A 17,044-nucleotide genomic window follows, 5' to 3' on the forward strand; every position below is an offset into this window, starting at 1 on the left:
GAGCCTGCCTTGACGCGATCAGGCTTCTTGGATTGATTGGGCCATCCGACCGCCGTCGTCCATCCGGCGTCGGCAATTGTTCGCATCCATGTATCTCGGCATCGATCTCGGCACCTCGGCGGTCAAGACCGTTCTCGTCGACTCCGCGCAGCGCGTGATTGCCAGCGAAAGCCGGCCGCTCGCGACCGCTTCGCCGCGGCCCGGCTACTCCGAGCAGGATCCCGCGCAGTGGGTCGAGGCGACCTTCGCCACGCTGGATGCCTTGAAGGCGACGCATGCCGGCGCGTTGGCCGTGGTCGAAGGCATCGGACTGTCGGGCCAGATGCATGGCGCCACGCTGCTCGACGCGAGCGCAAGACCGCTGCGGCCTTGCATCCTCTGGAACGACGGGCGGTCCGTCGCCGAGTGCCGCATCCTGGAGCAACGCTGGCCCGCCTTGCGCGCGACGACGGGCAACAAGGCGATGCCCGGATTCACCGCGCCGAAGCTGCTCTGGATTGCGACGCACGAGCCCGAGGTTTTTGCAGCGACGAAACGCGTCCTGCTTCCGAAGGCCTATTTGCGCCTGGTCCTGACGGGCGAAGCCGTCGAGGATGTCTCGGACGCATCGGGCTCGCTGTGGCTCGACGCCGCGCGCAGGGACTGGTCGGATGCAGCACTGGCCGCGACCGGCCTGTCGCGCGATCACATGCCGCGTCTGGTCGAGGGCTGCGCGCCCGCGGCAACATTGCGCAGCGAACTCGCGCAACGCTGGGGCATGGTCAGACGGCCGAGCTTCGCGGGCGGTGCCGGTGACAATCCGGCGGGTGCCGTCGGCATTGGCGCGATCAGGGCGGGAACCGCGTTCATCTCGCTGGGAACCTCGGGCACCTTGCTGGCGCCGACGAGCAGGATCGCTGCCAACCCGGATCGCGGGGTGCATACGTTCTGCCACGCCATCCCCGGAATGTGGATTCAGGCCGGCGCGATTCTCTCCGCGGCCTCCTGTCTTGCCTGGATCTCGCGCTTGTTCGGCATTGCCGAGGCGGAATTGCTGGCACCGCTTGGGTCGCGCCCGCAGATGCCCTCGCCGGTGAGCTTCCTGCCTTACCTGGCGGGTGAGCGGACACCGCACGACGATCCTGCCGTGCGCGGCATGCTCGATGGCTTGAGCCACGGCACCGATCGCGAGGCGATCGTGCAGGCCGTGCTCGAGGGCGTTGCCTTCGCGCTCGCGGATTGCCGCGACGTGCTCGCGGATGCCGGCATTGCGGTCGCGGAAGCCGATGCCATCGGAGGCGGTTCACGGTCCCGGTTCTGGTTGTCGGTGCTGGCAAGCGTTCTGAATGTTCCGATCCATCGCTTTGCCGACGGTGAAACCGGCGCGGCGTTCGGTGCGGCAAGATTGGGGCGTCTTGCTGTCACGGGTGAGGCAATCGACGCCGTCTGCACGCCGCCGCGACGCATCGAGACGTTCGAGCCTGATCGCGTGCTCGTCGATGCCTATGCCGATCGGCTTCCCGCCTGGCGCGAACTGTATCGGCCACGCCGCTAGCGCCGTTTCGATTTCGCTTTCCCGTCTGTTCGGTATTGCCCTGTGCCGCGGCGTTTTGTTTAATGCGCGAACCGCGCTGAGAAAACGAGACGCGGGTGGGAAACGCATTGTGCGTCGGGAGGCACGATGAACGATCCGATCCTCGAGATGCGCGGGGTCTCGAAAAGCTTCTTCGGCATCAAGGCGCTGCGTGCCGTCGATCTCACCGTCTATCCCGGCGAAATCCATGCCCTGATGGGCGAGAATGGCGCCGGCAAATCGACGCTGATGAAGATATTGTCCGGCGCCTACCGACCCGATCCGGGCGGAGAGATCCGCATCGAAGGCAGGCCGGTGCGGATCGAAGGCCCGCTCGGCGGCCGCGCCGCGGGCATCTCCATCATCTATCAGGAGCTGTCTTTGGCTCCCAATCTCAGCGTCGCGGAGAATATTTATCTCGGCCGCGAGATCTCGCGCTCGGGCCTGCTGGCGCGCGGCGCCATGCGCCAGGGCGTCGGCCCCATCCTGGAACGGCTGGGCGCGGACTTCCAGCCGTCGACATTGGTGGCGCATCTGTCGATGGGCCAGCGCCAGCTCGTCGAGATCGCGCGTGCGCTGCACGCGAGGTCGAAAATCCTGATCATGGACGAGCCGACCACTGCGCTGTCGGCCGGCGAGAGCGAACGGCTGTTCGCGCTGATCCGTCAGCTCCGCGCCGAGGGGCTCGCCATCATCTACATCTCGCATCGCATGGACGAGGTCTACGCGCTCGGCGACCGCGTCACCGTCTTGCGCGATGGCCGTCTCGTGGGCTCGCTCGACAAGCCGGAGATCCGCGCCGATACCATCGTGCGGCTGATGGTGGGGCGCGACGTCTCCTCCTTCTACAAGAAGGACCATGACCCGGAGGCGGGGCGGGGACACCCTGTGCTCAGTGCGATCGACATGTCTGACGGCCAGCGCGTCAAGGGCTGCTCGCTCACCGTGCATGCCGGCGAGGTAGTGGGGCTTGCCGGCCTGATCGGTGCCGGACGCACGGAGCTTGCGCATCTTATCATCGGCGCGGCGGCAAAAACGTCGGGCCGTCTCGAACTCGAAGGCCGCCCGATCGACATCCGCACGCCCGGCGAGGCGCTCGAGGCCGGCATCGCCTATCTGACGGAGGACAGGAAGGCGCTCGGCCTGTTTCTCGACATGTCATGCCTGGACAACATCAATCTCGCGGTGCTCGGGCGCGATGCGAAACTTGGCTGGTTCCTGGATGGTGACAAGGCGCGCGAGCGCGCCGACAGGGCCTTCGCGGGGCTCAGCATCCGCGCCGCCAATGTCGGCGTGCCGGCCGGGGGCCTGTCCGGCGGCAACCAGCAGAAGGTGCTCTTGTCGCGGCTTCTCGCCATCGCGCCAAAGATCCTGATCCTCGACGAGCCGACGCGCGGCGTCGATGTCGGCGCCAAGTCGGAAATCTATTCGATCATCGACAATCTCGCCAAGGCCGGCACCGCGATCCTCGTCATCTCGTCCGACCTGCCTGAGATCATCGGCATCTGCGACCGCGTCATCGTGATGCGGTCGGGACATATCGCAGGCGAGGTCAGCCGAACCGAGACGGCGCCGCTCAATCAGGAGGATATCACGGCACTTGCTACGGGGATGGAGCATCTCGATGCCTGATAACGGATCGACGCAGGCGAAGGCCGCCACGGCAAACGGCCTCGCCGCCGCCCAGGAGACCAGGCGTCAGCGCATCAGGCTTCTGATCCGCGCGGCCGGCATGCTGCCGGTGCTGCTGCTGCTATGCGCCGGCTTTCACTACCTGTCGGATGGCCGTTTCTTCACCGGACAGAATCTCGGCATCGTCTTGCAGCAGGCCGCCGTCAACACCGTGCTTGCCGCGGGCATGACCTTCGTCATCCTGACCGGCGGCATCGATCTCTCGGTCGGCTCGATCCTGGCGGCGTCCGCGATGGCCGGCCTGACGATCTCGAAACTGCCGGAGCTCGGGGCGCTGTGGCTGCCTGCCGCCGTTCTCACCGGCCTCGGCTTCGGTGTCGTCAATGGCGCGCTGATCGCGCTGTTGCGCCTGCCGCCGTTCATCGTGACGCTGGGTTCGCTCACCGCCGTGCGCGGTCTGGCGCGGCTGCTCGGCGCCGACACCACGGTGTTCAATCCTTCCATTCCCTACGCTTTCATCGGCAACGGCTCGCTGACGCTCGTTCCGGGCGTTGCTTCGATCCCGTGGCTCTCGGTGATCGCTTTGCTCGTCATCCTCGTCTCGTGGCTGGTGCTACGCCGGACCGTGCTCGGCGTGCACATCTACGCGGTGGGCGGCAACGAGAGCGCGGCGCGGCTTGCCGGCATCAAGGTCTGGGCCGTGCTGATCTTCGTCTACGGCGCGTCGGGGCTGCTGGCCGGACTTGGCGGCGCCATGCAGGCGGCGCGGCTCTATGCGGCCAACGGTCTTCAACTCGGCCAGTCCTATGAACTCGACGCCATCACCGCCGTGATCCTCGGCGGCACCTCGTTCGTCGGCGGTATCGGCTCGATCTGGGGCACGCTGGTCGGCGCGCTGATCATCGCGGTGCTTTCGAACGGCCTGATCCTCACCGGCGTCTCGGACATTTGGCAATATGTGATCAAGGGCGTGGTGATCATCGGCGCCGTGGCGCTGGACCGCTATCGGTTGCAAGGCTCGGCCAGAACCTAAGGGGCTCGGCCAGAACCTGAAAGGTGCGGCGCGCAGCTGAGCGCGGGTGGTTCGATGTGAGATTCCGGTACGGCAACTGGTCAGCCGTGCCGGAGATGAAGACAGACCAGGGAGGAAGCCAATGTTGAAGACGATCACGCTTGCCGGCGCCGCGACGGTGCTAGCCCTAAGCACCGCGCCGTCCTTCGCCAAGGAGCTCAAGTCGATCGGCGTTTCGCTCGGCTCGCTGGGCAACCCGTTCTTCGTCGCGCTGTCGAAGGGCGCCGAGTTCGAGGCCAAGAAGGCCAATCCCAATGTGAAGGTCACCACGGTCGGCTTCGAATACGACCTCGGCAAGCAGGTCACCCAGATCGACAATTTCATCGCCGCCGGCGTCGACCTGATCCTGTTGAACCCCGGCGACCCCAAGGCGATCGGACCGGCAATCAAGAAGGCGCAGGCGGCGGGTATCGTCGTCGTCGCGGTCGACACCGCGGCCGAAGGCGCCGATGCCACCATGACCACGAACAACGTCCAGGCCGGCGAAATTTCCTGCCAGTACATCGTCGACAAGCTGGGAGGCAAGGGCGACGTCATCATCGAGAACGGGCCGCAGGTTTCCGCCGTGATCGACCGCGTTGTCGGCTGCAAGAACGTCTTCTCGAAGAATCCCGGCATCAAGGTGTTGTCCAACGACCAGGACGGCAAGGGCTCGCGCGAGGGCGGCCTCACCGTTGCGCAGGGTTACCTGACCCGCTTCCCCAAGATCGATGCCATCTTCGCCATCAACGATCCGCAGGCGATCGGCACCGACCTCGCAGCGCGCCAGCAAAACCGCACCGGCATCGTCATCACCGCGGTGGACGGCGCGCCCGACATCGAGGCCGCGCTGAAGGATCCCGCATCGCTGCAGATCCAGGCTTCCGCGTCACAGGATCCGTTCTTCATGGCGCGGCGCGCCGTGCAGGTCGGTGTCGGTATTCTCAATGGCCAGAAGCCGGCATCGACCGTCGAACTCCTGCCGTCGAAACTTGTGACCCGGGACAATGTCGCCGAGTACAAGGGGTGGACGTCGGATCGGTCGCAGTAGTCATTCTGCATCGGTCGCGGGACTTATCGGCCGGTGGCGCTTGGACGGTGCAGGCTGCGCGTCCGAGGCCACCGTGGGCGCGCCGGAAGACGGCCCAGGAAATGCCCGGCAATGGTCTTGCATGACCATTGCGCGGACATCGACGCGCGTCGGCAATCCAGCGATTTCAGGAACTCAAGCGCCAATTCGATTACCTCGCGGGTAATGGAAGGGCTGAAATCCGCGTGCTAGGTTTTCGACCATGAACGCACATGCATCCACGGCGCACGCCGAACGCAGCCAGCCGATCCATATCGGTGACCATTTGCGCGAATGGCGTCAGCGCCGCCGGATGAGTCAGCTCGATCTGGCGGGCGAGGCGGAGATTTCCGCACGGCATCTGAGCTTCGTCGAGACCGGCCGCGCCGCGCCCTCGCGCGACATGGTGCTGAGGCTCGCCGAACGTCTCGACGTGCCCTTGCGCGAACGCAACGTGCTGCTGGTCGCCGCCGGCTTTGCGCCGGCGTTTCCGCAGCGCCCGCTGGAGGATCCCGCCTTGAAATCAGCCCGCCAGGCGATCGACCTCGTCCTCAAGGCACACGAGCCCAATCCGGCGCTCGCGGTGGACCGGCACTGGAACCTGGTCTCCGCAAACCGCATGGTGGCGCCGCTGCTCGACGGCATTCCGCAGCGGCTGCTCGGCCAGCCGTTCAACGTGCTGCGGCTCGCGTTTCATCCCGAGGCGCTGGCGCCGCGCACGGTCAATCTCGCGGAGTGGTGCGGGCATCTGCTGGAGCGGCTGCACCGGCAATGCGAGGCAACGGCCGATCCGGAGCTAATCAAGCTCTACAACGACCTGAAGAGCTACCCGATCCCGGCACGATCGGCGCCGCTGTCGAGCGACAATGTCGCCATCCCCTTCAAGCTGCGCCACAACGGCGAGATACTAAGTTTCTTCTCCACCACCATGGTGTTCGGCACGCCCGTGGACATCACCCTGTCGGAGCTTGCGCTGGAGACGTTCTTTCCGGCCGACGAGCGTACCGCGGAGCGGCTGAAGCAGATGGCAGCAGCTATGACATAGCGCTCTTGCCTCGGGCCGGGTTCGGCCTATCTTTGGGCGAACCCTTAAAGTGCCCGAAGGAGGCGCCTGACATGAGCACGCTGAAACCGCTCCAGATCGACGTCGTCTCCGACGTGGTGTGCCCGTGGTGCTATATCGGCAAGCATCGCATCGAAAGCGCGCTGGCGCTCGTGCCCGACGTTCCGGTCAAGCTGAATTTCCGCCCCTTTTTCCTCAATCCGTGGGTGCCGCGCGAGGGCATCAGCCGCGAGGACTATCTCACTCAGAAGTTCGGCTCGGTCGAGGCCTATAAGGGCATTGCGGGGCGCGTCGTCGCGGCCGCGAGCGAAGAGGGCCTCGTCTACAAGCCGGAGCTGGTCGCACGTCAGCCCAACACGACCGACTGTCACCGCCTGATCCTCTGGGCGGAAGCGATCGGCAAGGCGCCCGAGATGAAGCAGCGCCTGATGGAGCTCTACTTCCGCGATGGCGGCGACCTCACCGACGTCAACGTGCTGGTGCAGGCGGCCGCCGATGTCGGCCTCGATGCCGACGACGTGCGCAAGCGCCTTGCCACCGACGAGGACGTCGCGCGCGTCTCGGCCGACGCGCAGGAAGCCTCCGAGAAGGGCATCTCCGGCGTGCCGACCTATGTCTTCGCGCAGAAATACGCCGTCTCCGGCGCGCAGGACCCGAACCTGCTCGCCCGCGCCATCCGCCAGGTCTCGGCGGAGATCAACGCGCAGGCGGCGGAGTAGGTTTCGCTTATTTGCGGACCCGGCGGACCACGCGTCGCGTGGCCTCGTGCGCGGCGTTGAGGCCGACCAGTGCTGCGTGAACGAGCGGCACGACCGGATCGTTCCGCCGCAGCGGAATCAGCACGTCACCGATCGCAAAGCGCCCGCGCCAGATCGGGTTGATCATGGGGTGGTCGGCGCTCGCGGTGGAATCCGCGCTGGCGATGGCGGGGTCGGCGCAGAGGCGACGGGTGAGGTCGAGCGTGAGCTGCACGCCCGGCGAATATCTTGCAAAGCGTTCGTCGATGCCGAGCTTGAAGAAGAAGGCGCGGTCCTGATGGCGCAGCACGATGCCGGCGGCGACCGGAATCGTGCCGGCGCGCAGCGTGACGATCTCGCACTGCGCGGTCTCTGCCAGCGCCGGCACCGCGCGGCGGATGAAGGTCGCATCGCCCGCATGCTGGATCAGCGCGGTGCCGCGCTTGCCCTTCCAGCCGCTGGCTTCGAGCTGCAAGAATGTTTCGAGTGCGGGCCCGATCTCGTCAGGCCGGCGCGCGACCTCGAACACGACGGGGCCGTGCTCTTCGAGACGATGGCGCTGGCGACGTAGCTCCTTGAGCTTCCTGGCGCCGAGCGCCTCGCGCAGCAGCGTCTCGCCGTCCTGCGTCGCATCGAGGCCGGCGCGGATGTAGGAGCTGAGAACACGCGGCTTCAGGCCGTCGCGATTGAGAGCCTGTTTGAGCGACGCCATGGCCGCGCCGTCGAGCGCGACGTCGTTCAGCACGAGCGCATGCGCGCCGGTCTCTCGCGCCTGCTGCAGCAGACGCGTCGCCGCCTCGATCGGCGCGTCGCGGTCGATCAGCGGGCTGCACAGCGTGCCATAGGGATGCGCGCTCACCAACGCGGGCAGGGGAATCTTCCATGCCCGCCACAGCGAGATCACCGGCATCAGCCCGATCAGTCGCGTCGAAGATCCGTCGAATGCGGGCAGTGCCGAGGCCCCCGTGCGGCCGCGCGCGGTCGCGCTGACGGCGAGTTCCCAGGCGGGCAGGTAATATCCGTTCGGCTCGACCGCCCGCTGCGCGAGCGCGCGCCATTGGCCGGCTTCAATTGCATCAAGCGGGACGAGCGCGCGCGTCGTCGTGGCATGCTTTGCCGATGCCGGATTGATCGCTGCCTGGTGCGCGATGTCGACCACGTCCCGTCGTCCCCGTTCACGCGGGCTGAGCCCGGGTTACGCGGTCATCCTTAGCGCAAAGATTGGAAAATCCCGTTGGGATACCGCTTCAATTCGAGCGGTAGTGTTAACGTCTCGTTCAGCATCCGGCGGCAGCCGCCGGATGCGCCATGGCATGTGGGAGCTACTGCTCGCCCGGCACGAAATGATCGCGGGCGCTTGCGCGTCCGCCACCGGCGGTGTCGGTGATGGCGATGCCGACGTCGCGGGAGGTCTTCGGCAGGTCGCCGGGACCGACCTGCACCGACAGCCTGACCTCGCGGGTCTGATCCTGCCCGACCTCGATGACGGGCTTGCCGTCGGAGCCGGCTTCGATGCCGGCGATGCGAACGGTGGCGCCGGGCAGGCCGGAGACCTCGAGCGCAAACGATCGCTGCGCGCCCTTGTTGAGGATACGGACGGTGTAGTCGTTGCGCACCCCGCCATCCGAGAGCTGGACGAAGAGGGGATTGCGCTCATGCAGCACGTTGACGTCCATCGTCGTACGCGTCGCGAGGGCATAGAGCATGATGCCGCCGACGATGGCGATGGCCGCGGCATAGGTCAGCGTGCGCGGACGGATGATGCGGTAGAGCGGCGCCTTGCCCTCGCGCCGGCGCTGCATGTTGATGTCGGTATCGTAGCCGATCAGGCCGGCGGGCCGGCCGATCTCGCGCATCACGTTGTCGCAGGCGTCGATGCACAGGCCGCACTGGATGCAGCCGAGCTGGATTCCGTTGCGGATGTCGACGCCGGTCGGGCAGACATTTATGCACTGATGGCAATCGACGCAGTCACCGGCGCGATCGCCATGCGCGCGGGCCGCGTCCGCCTTCTTCACCGACATGCGCGGCTCGCCGCGGTCGCGGCGATAGGTGACGTTGAGCGCCCATTCGTCGGTCAGCGCCGCCTGGATGCGCGGCCACGGACACATGTAGATGCACATCTGCTCGCGGGCGTGACCGGCAAAGACATAGGTCGTGGCGGTGAGGATGCCGATCCAGAGATAGGCGATGAACGGGGCCTGGAAGGTAGCGAGCTCCTTCACCAGCGTCGGCGCGTCGGAAAAATACAGCACCCAGGCGCCGCCGGTCCACCAGGCGATCATGATCCAGAGAAAGTGCTTCAGCGCGACCTTCCGGATGTGATCGAACGTCCAGTAGCGCTTGTCGCCCTGCATGCGCTCGCGCCGGTCGCCCTCGACCCAGCGCTCGACCGCGTAGAACAGGTCGGTCCACACCGTCTGCGGGCACATGTAGCCGCACCACAGCCGGCCGGCGACCGCGTTCATCAAAAACAGCGTCATCGCCGCGATGATCAAGAGCCCGGTGAAATAGTAGACCTCCTGCGGCCACAGCTCGATGAAGAAGAAGTAGAAGCGCCGATGCGGAAGGTCGATCAGCACCGCCTGGTCCGGCAGGCCGGGTCCGCGATTCCAGCGCACGAAGGGCAGGAGATAGTAGGTCCCGAGCGTGACGCAGAGGATCGCCCATTTGATGCGGCGGAAAGGGCCCTGGACGGATTGCGGATAGACCTTCTTCCGCTTCTCGTAGAGAGGTCCCTCGATGAAGGTGTCGTCGCTCATGGTCGGCCTCTGCAATCTGCGAATGGTTTCACGCAATCTCGGCGACGACTTGCTTCAGCAACTCGCGAACCTGTCCGGCGACGGCGCCGAGCTTCGGATTCTCGATCGCCGCCATCGAGGCGACGGGATCCACTGCCGAAATCTCGACCTTGCCGCCCTCCCGCTGCTGAACTACGACGTTGCAGGGAAGCATCGTACCGATCTTGTCCTCGAGGGTCAGCGCCTCATAGGCGAGCTTGGGATTGCATGCTCCGAGGATGAGGTAGGGTCGAAACTCGGCCCCGAGTTTCTTGTTCAGGGTATCCTTGACGTCGATTTGGGTGAGCACGCCGAAGCCATGGTGCTTCAGCGCTGCGGTCGTGGCCGCAACCGCTGCGTCGAACGGCAGGTCGACCGTTTTCGAGAAGTGATAGGTCATGGACTGTCTCCGTGGAATTGGGCTGTCTTCGCCGCGTCGCGCTCAGGAGAACGCGCAGCCGCTGCTCAGGCCGAGCTTCTTGAACACGATCGCAGCGGGGCAGAAGCCCGTGAACGAGGCCTGCAGCATGTTCAGCCCGGCGAACGCCGTCAGCAGATACCAGTACGCATTCACGTAGGTGCCCAGTGCGAGTCCAAGCAGGACGACGAAACCTGCGAAGGCGAGAACGGCTTTGTCGACATTCATGGCATGCTCCTCTTTGACTATGTTGGCGTTACGAACGGGTCAGGCTGGCTTGGGTCCACAATGCTGCGTGCATCCATCGCGCCGGCGTGGCGGGCGATCTCGCGGCCGCCGCGCATCAGCAGCAAGGTCGGGATGCTGGTGATGTTGAGGCGCGACGACAACGCAGGAGCGTTGTCCGAATTGAGCTTCAACAGCCGGATCTGCGGCTCCAGTTGCTGCGCGGCGCGTTCGAACATCGGCGCCATGGCGCGGCATGGCCCGCACCAGGGCGCCCAGACGTCGACCAGAACGGGAATGTCGCTGTTGACGACATGACGTCCAAAGGCTTCCTCGTCCACCTCAATGGGATGGCCGGTAAACATCGGCTGGTGGCAGGCGCCGCAGCGCGCGCCTTCCGGCGTACGCTCGGCTGGCAGGCGGTTGGTCCGCCCGCAATGCCCACAGACGATCTGGCGTGTCTCGCTCATGTGCCCGTCCGGACCTCCTTGATCTTGGCGATGTTCAGCTTGTCGAGCAGGAAGCGTTCATAGAACGGTTCGCTCTCGCCGCGTCGCATCTTGCGGAGGAAATACTTCTCGAAGGCGACCTTGGCGTAGTGCACCCACTCGCCCTTGGACGACCAGTTGACATTACGCGGCGGAATCTGCGGTTGCGCCAGGAAGGCGACGCCGGAATCGCCGAAATCGGCAAGGCAGATCGCATTCCAGGTCGGCTGGGCGCTCGGCTCCTTGCCCCGGAGCAGGGCGCCGATATTCAGCGCGGTCGCGGTCACCATGGATTCGATCATGAAGCCGGTCTTCGGCACGCCTACCGACACCGGCGTTGCACCGACCGGCGCGATTGCCACGCAGACGCCGACGGCAAAGACATTTGGGAAGGCGGGGTTGCGCTGGTGCTTGTCGACTATCACGAAGCCGCGCGGGTTGGTCAGCTTGTCGATGCCGCGAACCGCCTCGACGCCGCGGAACGCGGGCAGCATCATGGAATATGCAAAGGGCAGCTCGTGTGTCTTGTGCACCGCGCCGCCCTCGCCGAGCTCTTCGACGACCATCTTGCCCGCCTCGACGCCCTTGACGCGTGCGTTGGTAATCCACTTGACGTGCTTCTCGCGCATCTCGCTTTCGAGAAGGCCCTTGGTGTCGCCGACGCCGTCCAGGCCGAGGTGGCCGACATAGGGCTCCGAGGTGACGAACGTCATGGGGACCTGGTCGCGTAGCTTGCGCCGGCGCAACTCGGTTTCCAGGATGAACAGGAATTCGTACGCCGGGCCGAAGCAGGAGGCCCCTTGGACCGCGCCGATCACGACCGGGCCGGGACGGGCTGCGAGCTTTTCGAATGCGTCCTTGGCGTGCGAGGCGTGATCGACGTGGCAGATTGATTGCGTGTGGCCTTGCGGGCCCAGGCCGGGAATCTCGTCGAAGGCAAGCTCGGGCCCCGTCGCGACGACCAGATAGTCGTAGTTGATCGACGTGCCATCGCCGAGTTCGACGCGGTTCTCGGTCGGGTGCAGGCGCTTGGCGCCCTGCGTCAGCAGCCGCACGCCCTTGCGCTTCATGATGTCAACGAGATCGATCTCGATCTCGTCGCGCTTTCGCCAGCCGACCGCGACCCAGGGGTTCGATGGGACAAAGTGATAGATAGCGCCCTGCGAGATCACGCTCAGACGATCGTCCTTTCCGAGCTGGGGCAGCAATTCATAGGCCATCAGCGTCCCGCTAAGACCGGCTCCAATTACGACAACTTCCGCCATGGGTTACCTCCGCTGGATAAGCGGCTCCGCCAGTTGGGCCTGGCTGTTCTGCCGCAACGCTTGACAAGATATTCATAAATTCGTATATACGCAAGTATGAAAATAGATAGCGAAACCATGGAGCGGGCGGCCGACCAGGCGAGCGACCTGTTGAAGGCGCTGTCCAACCGCCACCGGCTTCTCATCATCTGCCAGCTCATCGAGGGTGAGCGCTCGGTCGGCGAACTCGCCGAGTTCCTGAACCTGCGAGACTCCACGGTCTCTCAGCATCTTGCGCTCCTCCGCAAGGATGGCCTTGTGTCATCACGTCGCGACGCGCAGACGATTTTCTATTCGATCGCGAGCGAGCCGGCCCGCGAGATCCTGAAGACGCTCTATCAGGTGTTTTGTGCACCCAAGTCCGCAAGGTCGAAGTGAAATCTACGAGCGCTCAAGTTGCGGCGCGTTGAGCAAGATCAACGCGCGACCCCGATAAAGCTGAACGAAATCACACACAAGGACACCGCGCCGCGGTGTAATGGTTCCATGATTGCCCGGACACGCCCCATGCGACTCCTAGGATTGTTGGCGGTTCTTGCGGCCACCGCCCTGCAGACCGGTCTCGCCGCTGCGGAAGCGTTCACCGTGACACAGCACCCCGTCGCAGACGAAAAGGCTGTGTTTGCAACGGTGGAGAGTGTCAGCGTGGTGCCCGCGCGCGGACGTATCGGCGGAATTGTGGTCCAGCTCAATGTCGGGGAAGGGGATCCTGTTACTGCCGGCCAGGCGATCGCGATCATTGGTGTCGAGAAGCTGGCCCTTCAGATGAAGGCCCTCGATGCGCAGATCGAGGCGCTCCAGGCTCAAGCCAATCAGGCGCAGATCGATTTCTCGCGGATCGAAGGCCTTGTCGAACGCGGCACCCTCCCGCGCGTCAAGCTTGACGAGACGAGGACCGCGCTGAACGTCGCCGAGAACGGGCTGCGCGCGAAGACCGCCGAGCGCGCCGTGATCGCGCAGCAGCTCAGCGAGGGTCAGGTGCTGGCGCCTTCCGGTGGCCGGGTGTTGAGAAAGCTCGTGACTGTCGGCTCTGTGGTGATGTCCGGCGACGCGATCGTCACCGTCGCGCAGCAGCACTTCAAGTTGCGGTTGCGGGTGCCGGAGCGGCACGCGCGTCTGCTCAAGGCCGGCGACAGGATTCGGGTCGACGGCGCCGAGCTTGGCGAGGATGCGTCCAAATGGGGCGTCATCGATCTCGTCTATCCGCAGATCGAGGAAGGTCGTGTCATTGCAGACGCCAGCGTCGAGGGTCTCGGCGAATACTTCGTCGGGGATCGGCTGCGGGTGTGGATCTCCGGCGGCTTGCGGCAGGCATTCGTCATTCCGGCAGGCTACGTGACGACCCGGTTCGGCATCGATTACGTGCGGCTTCAGAAGGCGGGCGGGGTTGTCGACGTGCCGGTGCAGCGCGGTCGCGAGCTGCCGACGCCCGCGCTTCCCGATGGGCTTGAGATCCTGTCCGGCATCCGTGCCGGCGACCAATTGGTGCGGCCGTGAATCTCGGACTCTCGGGCCGGCTTACCAAGGCGACGATTGCCTCGCCGTTGACACCGTTGTTCCTGCTCGCGGCGCTCGTGGTCGGCCTCATCGCCGTCGTGGTGATCCCGCGTGAGGAAGAGCCGCAAATCAGCGTGCCAATGGTCGATATCCGCGTCAATGCCGATGGCTTGCGCGGTCCCGACGCAGTTGAACTCGTCACGAAGCCGCTGGAAGCGATCGTCAAGGGCATCGACGGCGTCGAGCATGTCTACAGCCAGACCGAGGACGACCGCGTGATGGTCACCGCGCGGTTCCTGGTCGGAACGAAGTCGGAGGATGCGATCCTCCGCGTCCATGAGAAGATCCGCGCCAATATCGATCGCATCCCAGTCGGCATCCCCGAACCGCTGATCGTCGGTCGTGGCATCAATGATGTCGCGGTGACGGTATTGACACTGGCGCCGAAGCCAGAGGCGGCCGGGCGCTGGACGGACAAGGACCTGTTCGAGCTCGCCGACAAGCTGCGCTCGGAGCTCATAAAGATCGACAGCATCGGACTGACCTACATCTCTGGCGGCGCAGCGCAGCAGATCAGGGTCGAGCCAGATCCGGAAAAATTGTCGCTGTTCGGCGTCACGCTGCAGCAGCTCGTGGCCAAGGTGAAGGACGCCAATCGCTCGTTCCTGGCTGGCCAGGTCCGCGATGCCGGCGTCGTGCGCAATGTTGCGGCCGGCCAGACGCTCGCGGGCATTCCCGACATTGGATTGCTCTTGATCTCGACGCGCGACGGTCGGCCGGTCTATGTCAAGGACGTCGCTTCCGTCATCATCGGACCAAATACGGCCGAGCATCGGGTCTGGAACGACGCGCGCGACGAGAAGGGGCAGTGGACGCGTGTACCCGCGGTCAGCCTGGCGCTCGCCAAGCGCGCCGGCGCCAATGCAGTCGTGGTCTCGGCCGACATCGGCCGGCGCCTCGAGGGATTGAAGGGGCGCCTCATTCCCGACGACGTTCAGGTAACGGTGACGCGCGACTATGGCGAGACTGCCAACGAGAAGGCCAACGAACTCCTATTCCACCTTGGGCTCGCCACGGTCTCGATCGTAGTGCTGATTGCGATCGCGATCGGATGGCGCGAGGCGGTTGTGACCTTCGTCGTCATTCCTACGACCATCCTGCTCACGATGTTCGCGGCCAATCTGATGGGTTACACCATCAACCGGGTCAGTCTGTTCGCGCTGATCTTCTCGATAGGCATCCTGGTCGATGACGCCATCGTCGTGGTTGAGAATATCGCGAGGCATTGGGGCATGCGCGACGGCCGGCCGAGATTGCAGGCGACGATCGAGGCGGTGGCGGAGGTCGGTAACCCGACTATCGTTGCCACGCTCACGGTGGTCGCTGCGCTGTTGCCGATGCTGTTCGTCTCTGGATTGATGGGCCCTTACATGGCGCCGATCCCGGCGAATGCCTCGGCGGCGATGCTGTTCTCCTTCTTTGTAGCGATGGTCGTAGCACCTTGGCTCATGCTCAAGCTGGCGCCGAAAACTGAGGTTGCAGGGATCGAGGCCGGCCACCAGGAAGGGCGGCTGGGGCGGCTCTATCGGCGTTTTGCCACTCCCATCGTTCGGAGTAAGCGCGCCGCCTGGACATTCCTGCTCGGCGTCGGCATAGCGACTCTGCTGTCAATGATGCTGTTCGCGACCAAGTCGGTCACGGTGAAGCTGCTGCCGTTCGACAACAAGTCGGAAATCGCCGTTGTGGTCGACCTTCCGGAAGGGGCGAGCCTGGAGGCGACCGAGCGCACGCTGTTCGGCGCGGCGGAGATCGCGCGGCAATTGCCGGAGGCAACCTCGCTACAATCCTATGCCGGCACGCCGGCGCCGTTCAATTTCAACGGCCTGGTGCGGCACTATTATCTGCGCGAGAAGCCAGAGATGGGCGAGCTGCAGGTCAACCTGGCTGCCCGCGGCGAGCGCAATCGGGCAAGCCATGATATCGCTCTGGAGCTGCGGCAAAGGCTGAAGGCGCTTGACATCCCGAAGGGCACCAGCATCAAGGTGGTCGAAGTGCCGCCCGGGCCGCCGGTGCTGGCGACGCTGTTGGCCGAAATCTACGGTCCCGACGCCGCGACGCGCCGCGCTGTGACGGCCGAGCTGAAGAAGGTCTTTGCCGAGGTCCCCTTCATCGTCGATGTGGACGATTCCATCGGCGAGAAGCGGCCGCGGCTGCGGCTGTCGATCGACCAGGACCGGCTCGAGTTTTTCGGCGTCGAGCAGCGCGATGTCTATGACACGATCCAGGCATTGTTCGGCGGCATCTCGATCGGCTACTCGCATCGTGGCGAGGATCGCAACCCGATCGAGATCGCGGTGCATCTCGGCAAGCGCCACTTGGTCTGGGACGAGGCTCGGGCCTCGACACCGGTGCCGGCCAACACGCTGCCCGGCAGCAAGACGGTCGTCGAGCTGGGCCAGGTCGTGAAGGCGACCATGGAGGAGGGCTCGCCGACGATCTTCCGCCGCGACGGGCGCTTCGCCGACATGGTGATGGCTGAGCTTGCCGGGCGTTTTGAAGCGCCACTCTACGGCATGCTGGCTGTTGCGGATCGCGTGGATGCGCATGATTGGGGCAATCTGCCGAAGCCTGCGATCAGCCTGCACGGTCAGCCGACCGATGAATCCCGTCCCACTTTGCTGTGGGACGGCGAATGGGAGATCACATGGGTGACGTTCCGCGATATGGGTGCCGCCTTCGGTGCAGCCATTCTCGGCATTTACGTGCTGGTCGTCGCTCAGTTCAAGAGCTTCCGCCTGCCGCTCGTGATCCTGACGCCGATCCCGCTGACGCTGATCGGCATCCTGGTGGGACATTGGCTGCTGGGCGCGCCGTTCACGGCCACCTCGATGATCGGCTTCATCGCGCTTGCCGGCATCATCGTGCGCAACTCGATTCTGCTTGTCGATTTCATCCGGCACAGTGGCGGGGAAGGCAAGTCGCTTCGTGAGGTCGTGCTTGAAGCCGGCGCCGTTCGTTTCAAGCCGATCTTGCTGACCGCACTTGCCGCCATGATCGGCGCCGCGACCATCCTGCTCGATCCGATCTTCCAGGGATTGGCGATCTCGCTTCTCTTCGGGCTCGCGTCCTCGACGCTGCTCACCGTGCTCGTCATCCCTGCGATCTACGTCGCCCTGCGCACGCCGCACAAGGCGGCTTCCACGACGACTAAATTCAGCTAGCGAGGAT

Annotated in this window: 15 protein-coding genes; 9 read left to right on the forward strand and 6 right to left on the reverse strand. The window is 64.9% G+C overall.

Annotation, left to right across the window (positions count from 1 at the left end; genetic code table 11):
• The first annotated feature begins 88 nt into the window (after positions 1-88).
• The 6 genes from xylB (at position 89) to ACFLEY_RS15120 (ending at position 7,086) form a co-directional block, all read left to right on the forward strand.
• Positions 89-1,534 (forward strand): xylulokinase, encoded by a 1,446-nt coding sequence (gene xylB, locus ACFLEY_RS15095; RefSeq protein ID WP_060908183.1) that lies wholly within the window; start codon positions 89-91, stop codon positions 1,532-1,534.
• A gap of 126 nt (positions 1,535-1,660) precedes the next feature.
• Positions 1,661-3,184: a sugar ABC transporter ATP-binding protein gene (locus ACFLEY_RS15100; RefSeq protein WP_060908182.1), complete on the forward strand. Its 1,524-nt coding sequence runs from the start codon at positions 1,661-1,663 to the stop codon at positions 3,182-3,184.
• Entirely contained in the window at positions 3,177-4,217 is a 1,041-nt protein-coding gene (locus ACFLEY_RS15105) for a ribose ABC transporter permease (protein WP_060908181.1), read from the forward strand. Before ACFLEY_RS15100 ends, ACFLEY_RS15105 begins: the two co-directional genes overlap by 8 nt.
• 121 nt (positions 4,218-4,338) lie before the next feature.
• On the forward strand, positions 4,339-5,286 hold the full coding sequence (locus tag ACFLEY_RS15110) for an ABC transporter substrate-binding protein (RefSeq protein WP_060908180.1): 948 nt from the start codon (positions 4,339-4,341) through the stop codon (positions 5,284-5,286).
• A gap of 241 nt (positions 5,287-5,527) precedes the next feature.
• Positions 5,528-6,349, forward strand: a complete 822-nt coding sequence (locus tag ACFLEY_RS15115; RefSeq protein ID WP_060908179.1) for a helix-turn-helix domain-containing protein — start codon at positions 5,528-5,530, stop codon at positions 6,347-6,349.
• Between the two features lie 71 nt (positions 6,350-6,420).
• Complete coding sequence (locus ACFLEY_RS15120) at positions 6,421-7,086, forward strand: DsbA family oxidoreductase (protein ID WP_060908178.1); 666 nt, start codon at positions 6,421-6,423, stop codon at positions 7,084-7,086.
• A gap of 7 nt (positions 7,087-7,093) precedes the next feature.
• Here the strand turns inward: ACFLEY_RS15120 and ACFLEY_RS15125 are convergent, their stop codons facing one another.
• The 6 genes from ACFLEY_RS15125 to ACFLEY_RS15150 form a co-directional block, all read right to left on the reverse strand.
• Positions 7,094-8,263: a GNAT family N-acetyltransferase gene (locus tag ACFLEY_RS15125; RefSeq protein WP_211433586.1), complete on the reverse strand. Its 1,170-nt coding sequence runs from the start codon at positions 8,261-8,263 to the stop codon at positions 7,094-7,096.
• Positions 8,264-8,426: 163 nt separating this feature from the next.
• Positions 8,427-9,866, reverse strand: a complete 1,440-nt coding sequence (gene ccoG, locus ACFLEY_RS15130) for a cytochrome c oxidase accessory protein CcoG (protein WP_060908177.1) — start codon at positions 9,864-9,866, stop codon at positions 8,427-8,429.
• A gap of 28 nt (positions 9,867-9,894) precedes the next feature.
• On the reverse strand, positions 9,895-10,284 hold the full coding sequence (locus ACFLEY_RS15135) for a DUF302 domain-containing protein (RefSeq protein ID WP_011088521.1): 390 nt from the start codon (positions 10,282-10,284) through the stop codon (positions 9,895-9,897).
• 42 nt (positions 10,285-10,326) lie between these two features.
• Positions 10,327-10,530 (reverse strand): DUF2892 domain-containing protein, encoded by a 204-nt coding sequence (locus ACFLEY_RS15140; protein ID WP_011088520.1) that lies wholly within the window; start codon positions 10,528-10,530, stop codon positions 10,327-10,329.
• A gap of 17 nt (positions 10,531-10,547) precedes the next feature.
• Positions 10,548-10,997, reverse strand: coding sequence for a thioredoxin TrxC (gene trxC, locus ACFLEY_RS15145; protein WP_060908176.1), 450 nt, complete (start codon positions 10,995-10,997; stop codon positions 10,548-10,550).
• Positions 10,994-12,280 carry an NAD(P)/FAD-dependent oxidoreductase gene (locus ACFLEY_RS15150; protein ID WP_060908175.1) on the reverse strand — a complete coding sequence of 429 codons (1,287 nt, stop codon included), beginning with the start codon at positions 12,278-12,280 and terminating at the stop codon, positions 10,994-10,996. The genes trxC and ACFLEY_RS15150 overlap by 4 nt, the downstream gene beginning before the upstream one ends.
• A 117-nt stretch (positions 12,281-12,397) precedes the next feature.
• Here ACFLEY_RS15150 and ACFLEY_RS15155 point away from each other — a divergent pair, with 117 nt between their 5' ends.
• The 3 genes from ACFLEY_RS15155 (at position 12,398) to ACFLEY_RS15165 (ending at position 17,037) form a co-directional block, all read left to right on the forward strand.
• Complete coding sequence (locus ACFLEY_RS15155; protein WP_236842090.1) at positions 12,398-12,697, forward strand: helix-turn-helix transcriptional regulator; 300 nt, start codon at positions 12,398-12,400, stop codon at positions 12,695-12,697.
• Between the two features lie 129 nt (positions 12,698-12,826).
• The gene (locus tag ACFLEY_RS15160) at positions 12,827-13,816 is read left to right on the forward strand and encodes an efflux RND transporter periplasmic adaptor subunit (RefSeq protein ID WP_396604973.1); all 990 of its coding nucleotides are present in this window, start codon (positions 12,827-12,829) and stop codon (positions 13,814-13,816) included.
• On the forward strand, positions 13,813-17,037 hold the full coding sequence (locus tag ACFLEY_RS15165; protein ID WP_396604677.1) for an efflux RND transporter permease subunit: 3,225 nt from the start codon (positions 13,813-13,815) through the stop codon (positions 17,035-17,037). Before ACFLEY_RS15160 ends, ACFLEY_RS15165 begins: the two co-directional genes overlap by 4 nt.
• Positions 17,038-17,044: the final 7 nt, after the last annotated feature.

Source organism: Bradyrhizobium sp. YCK136 (assembly GCF_044570075.1).
Lineage (GTDB): Bacteria > Pseudomonadota > Alphaproteobacteria > Rhizobiales > Xanthobacteraceae > Bradyrhizobium > Bradyrhizobium diazoefficiens.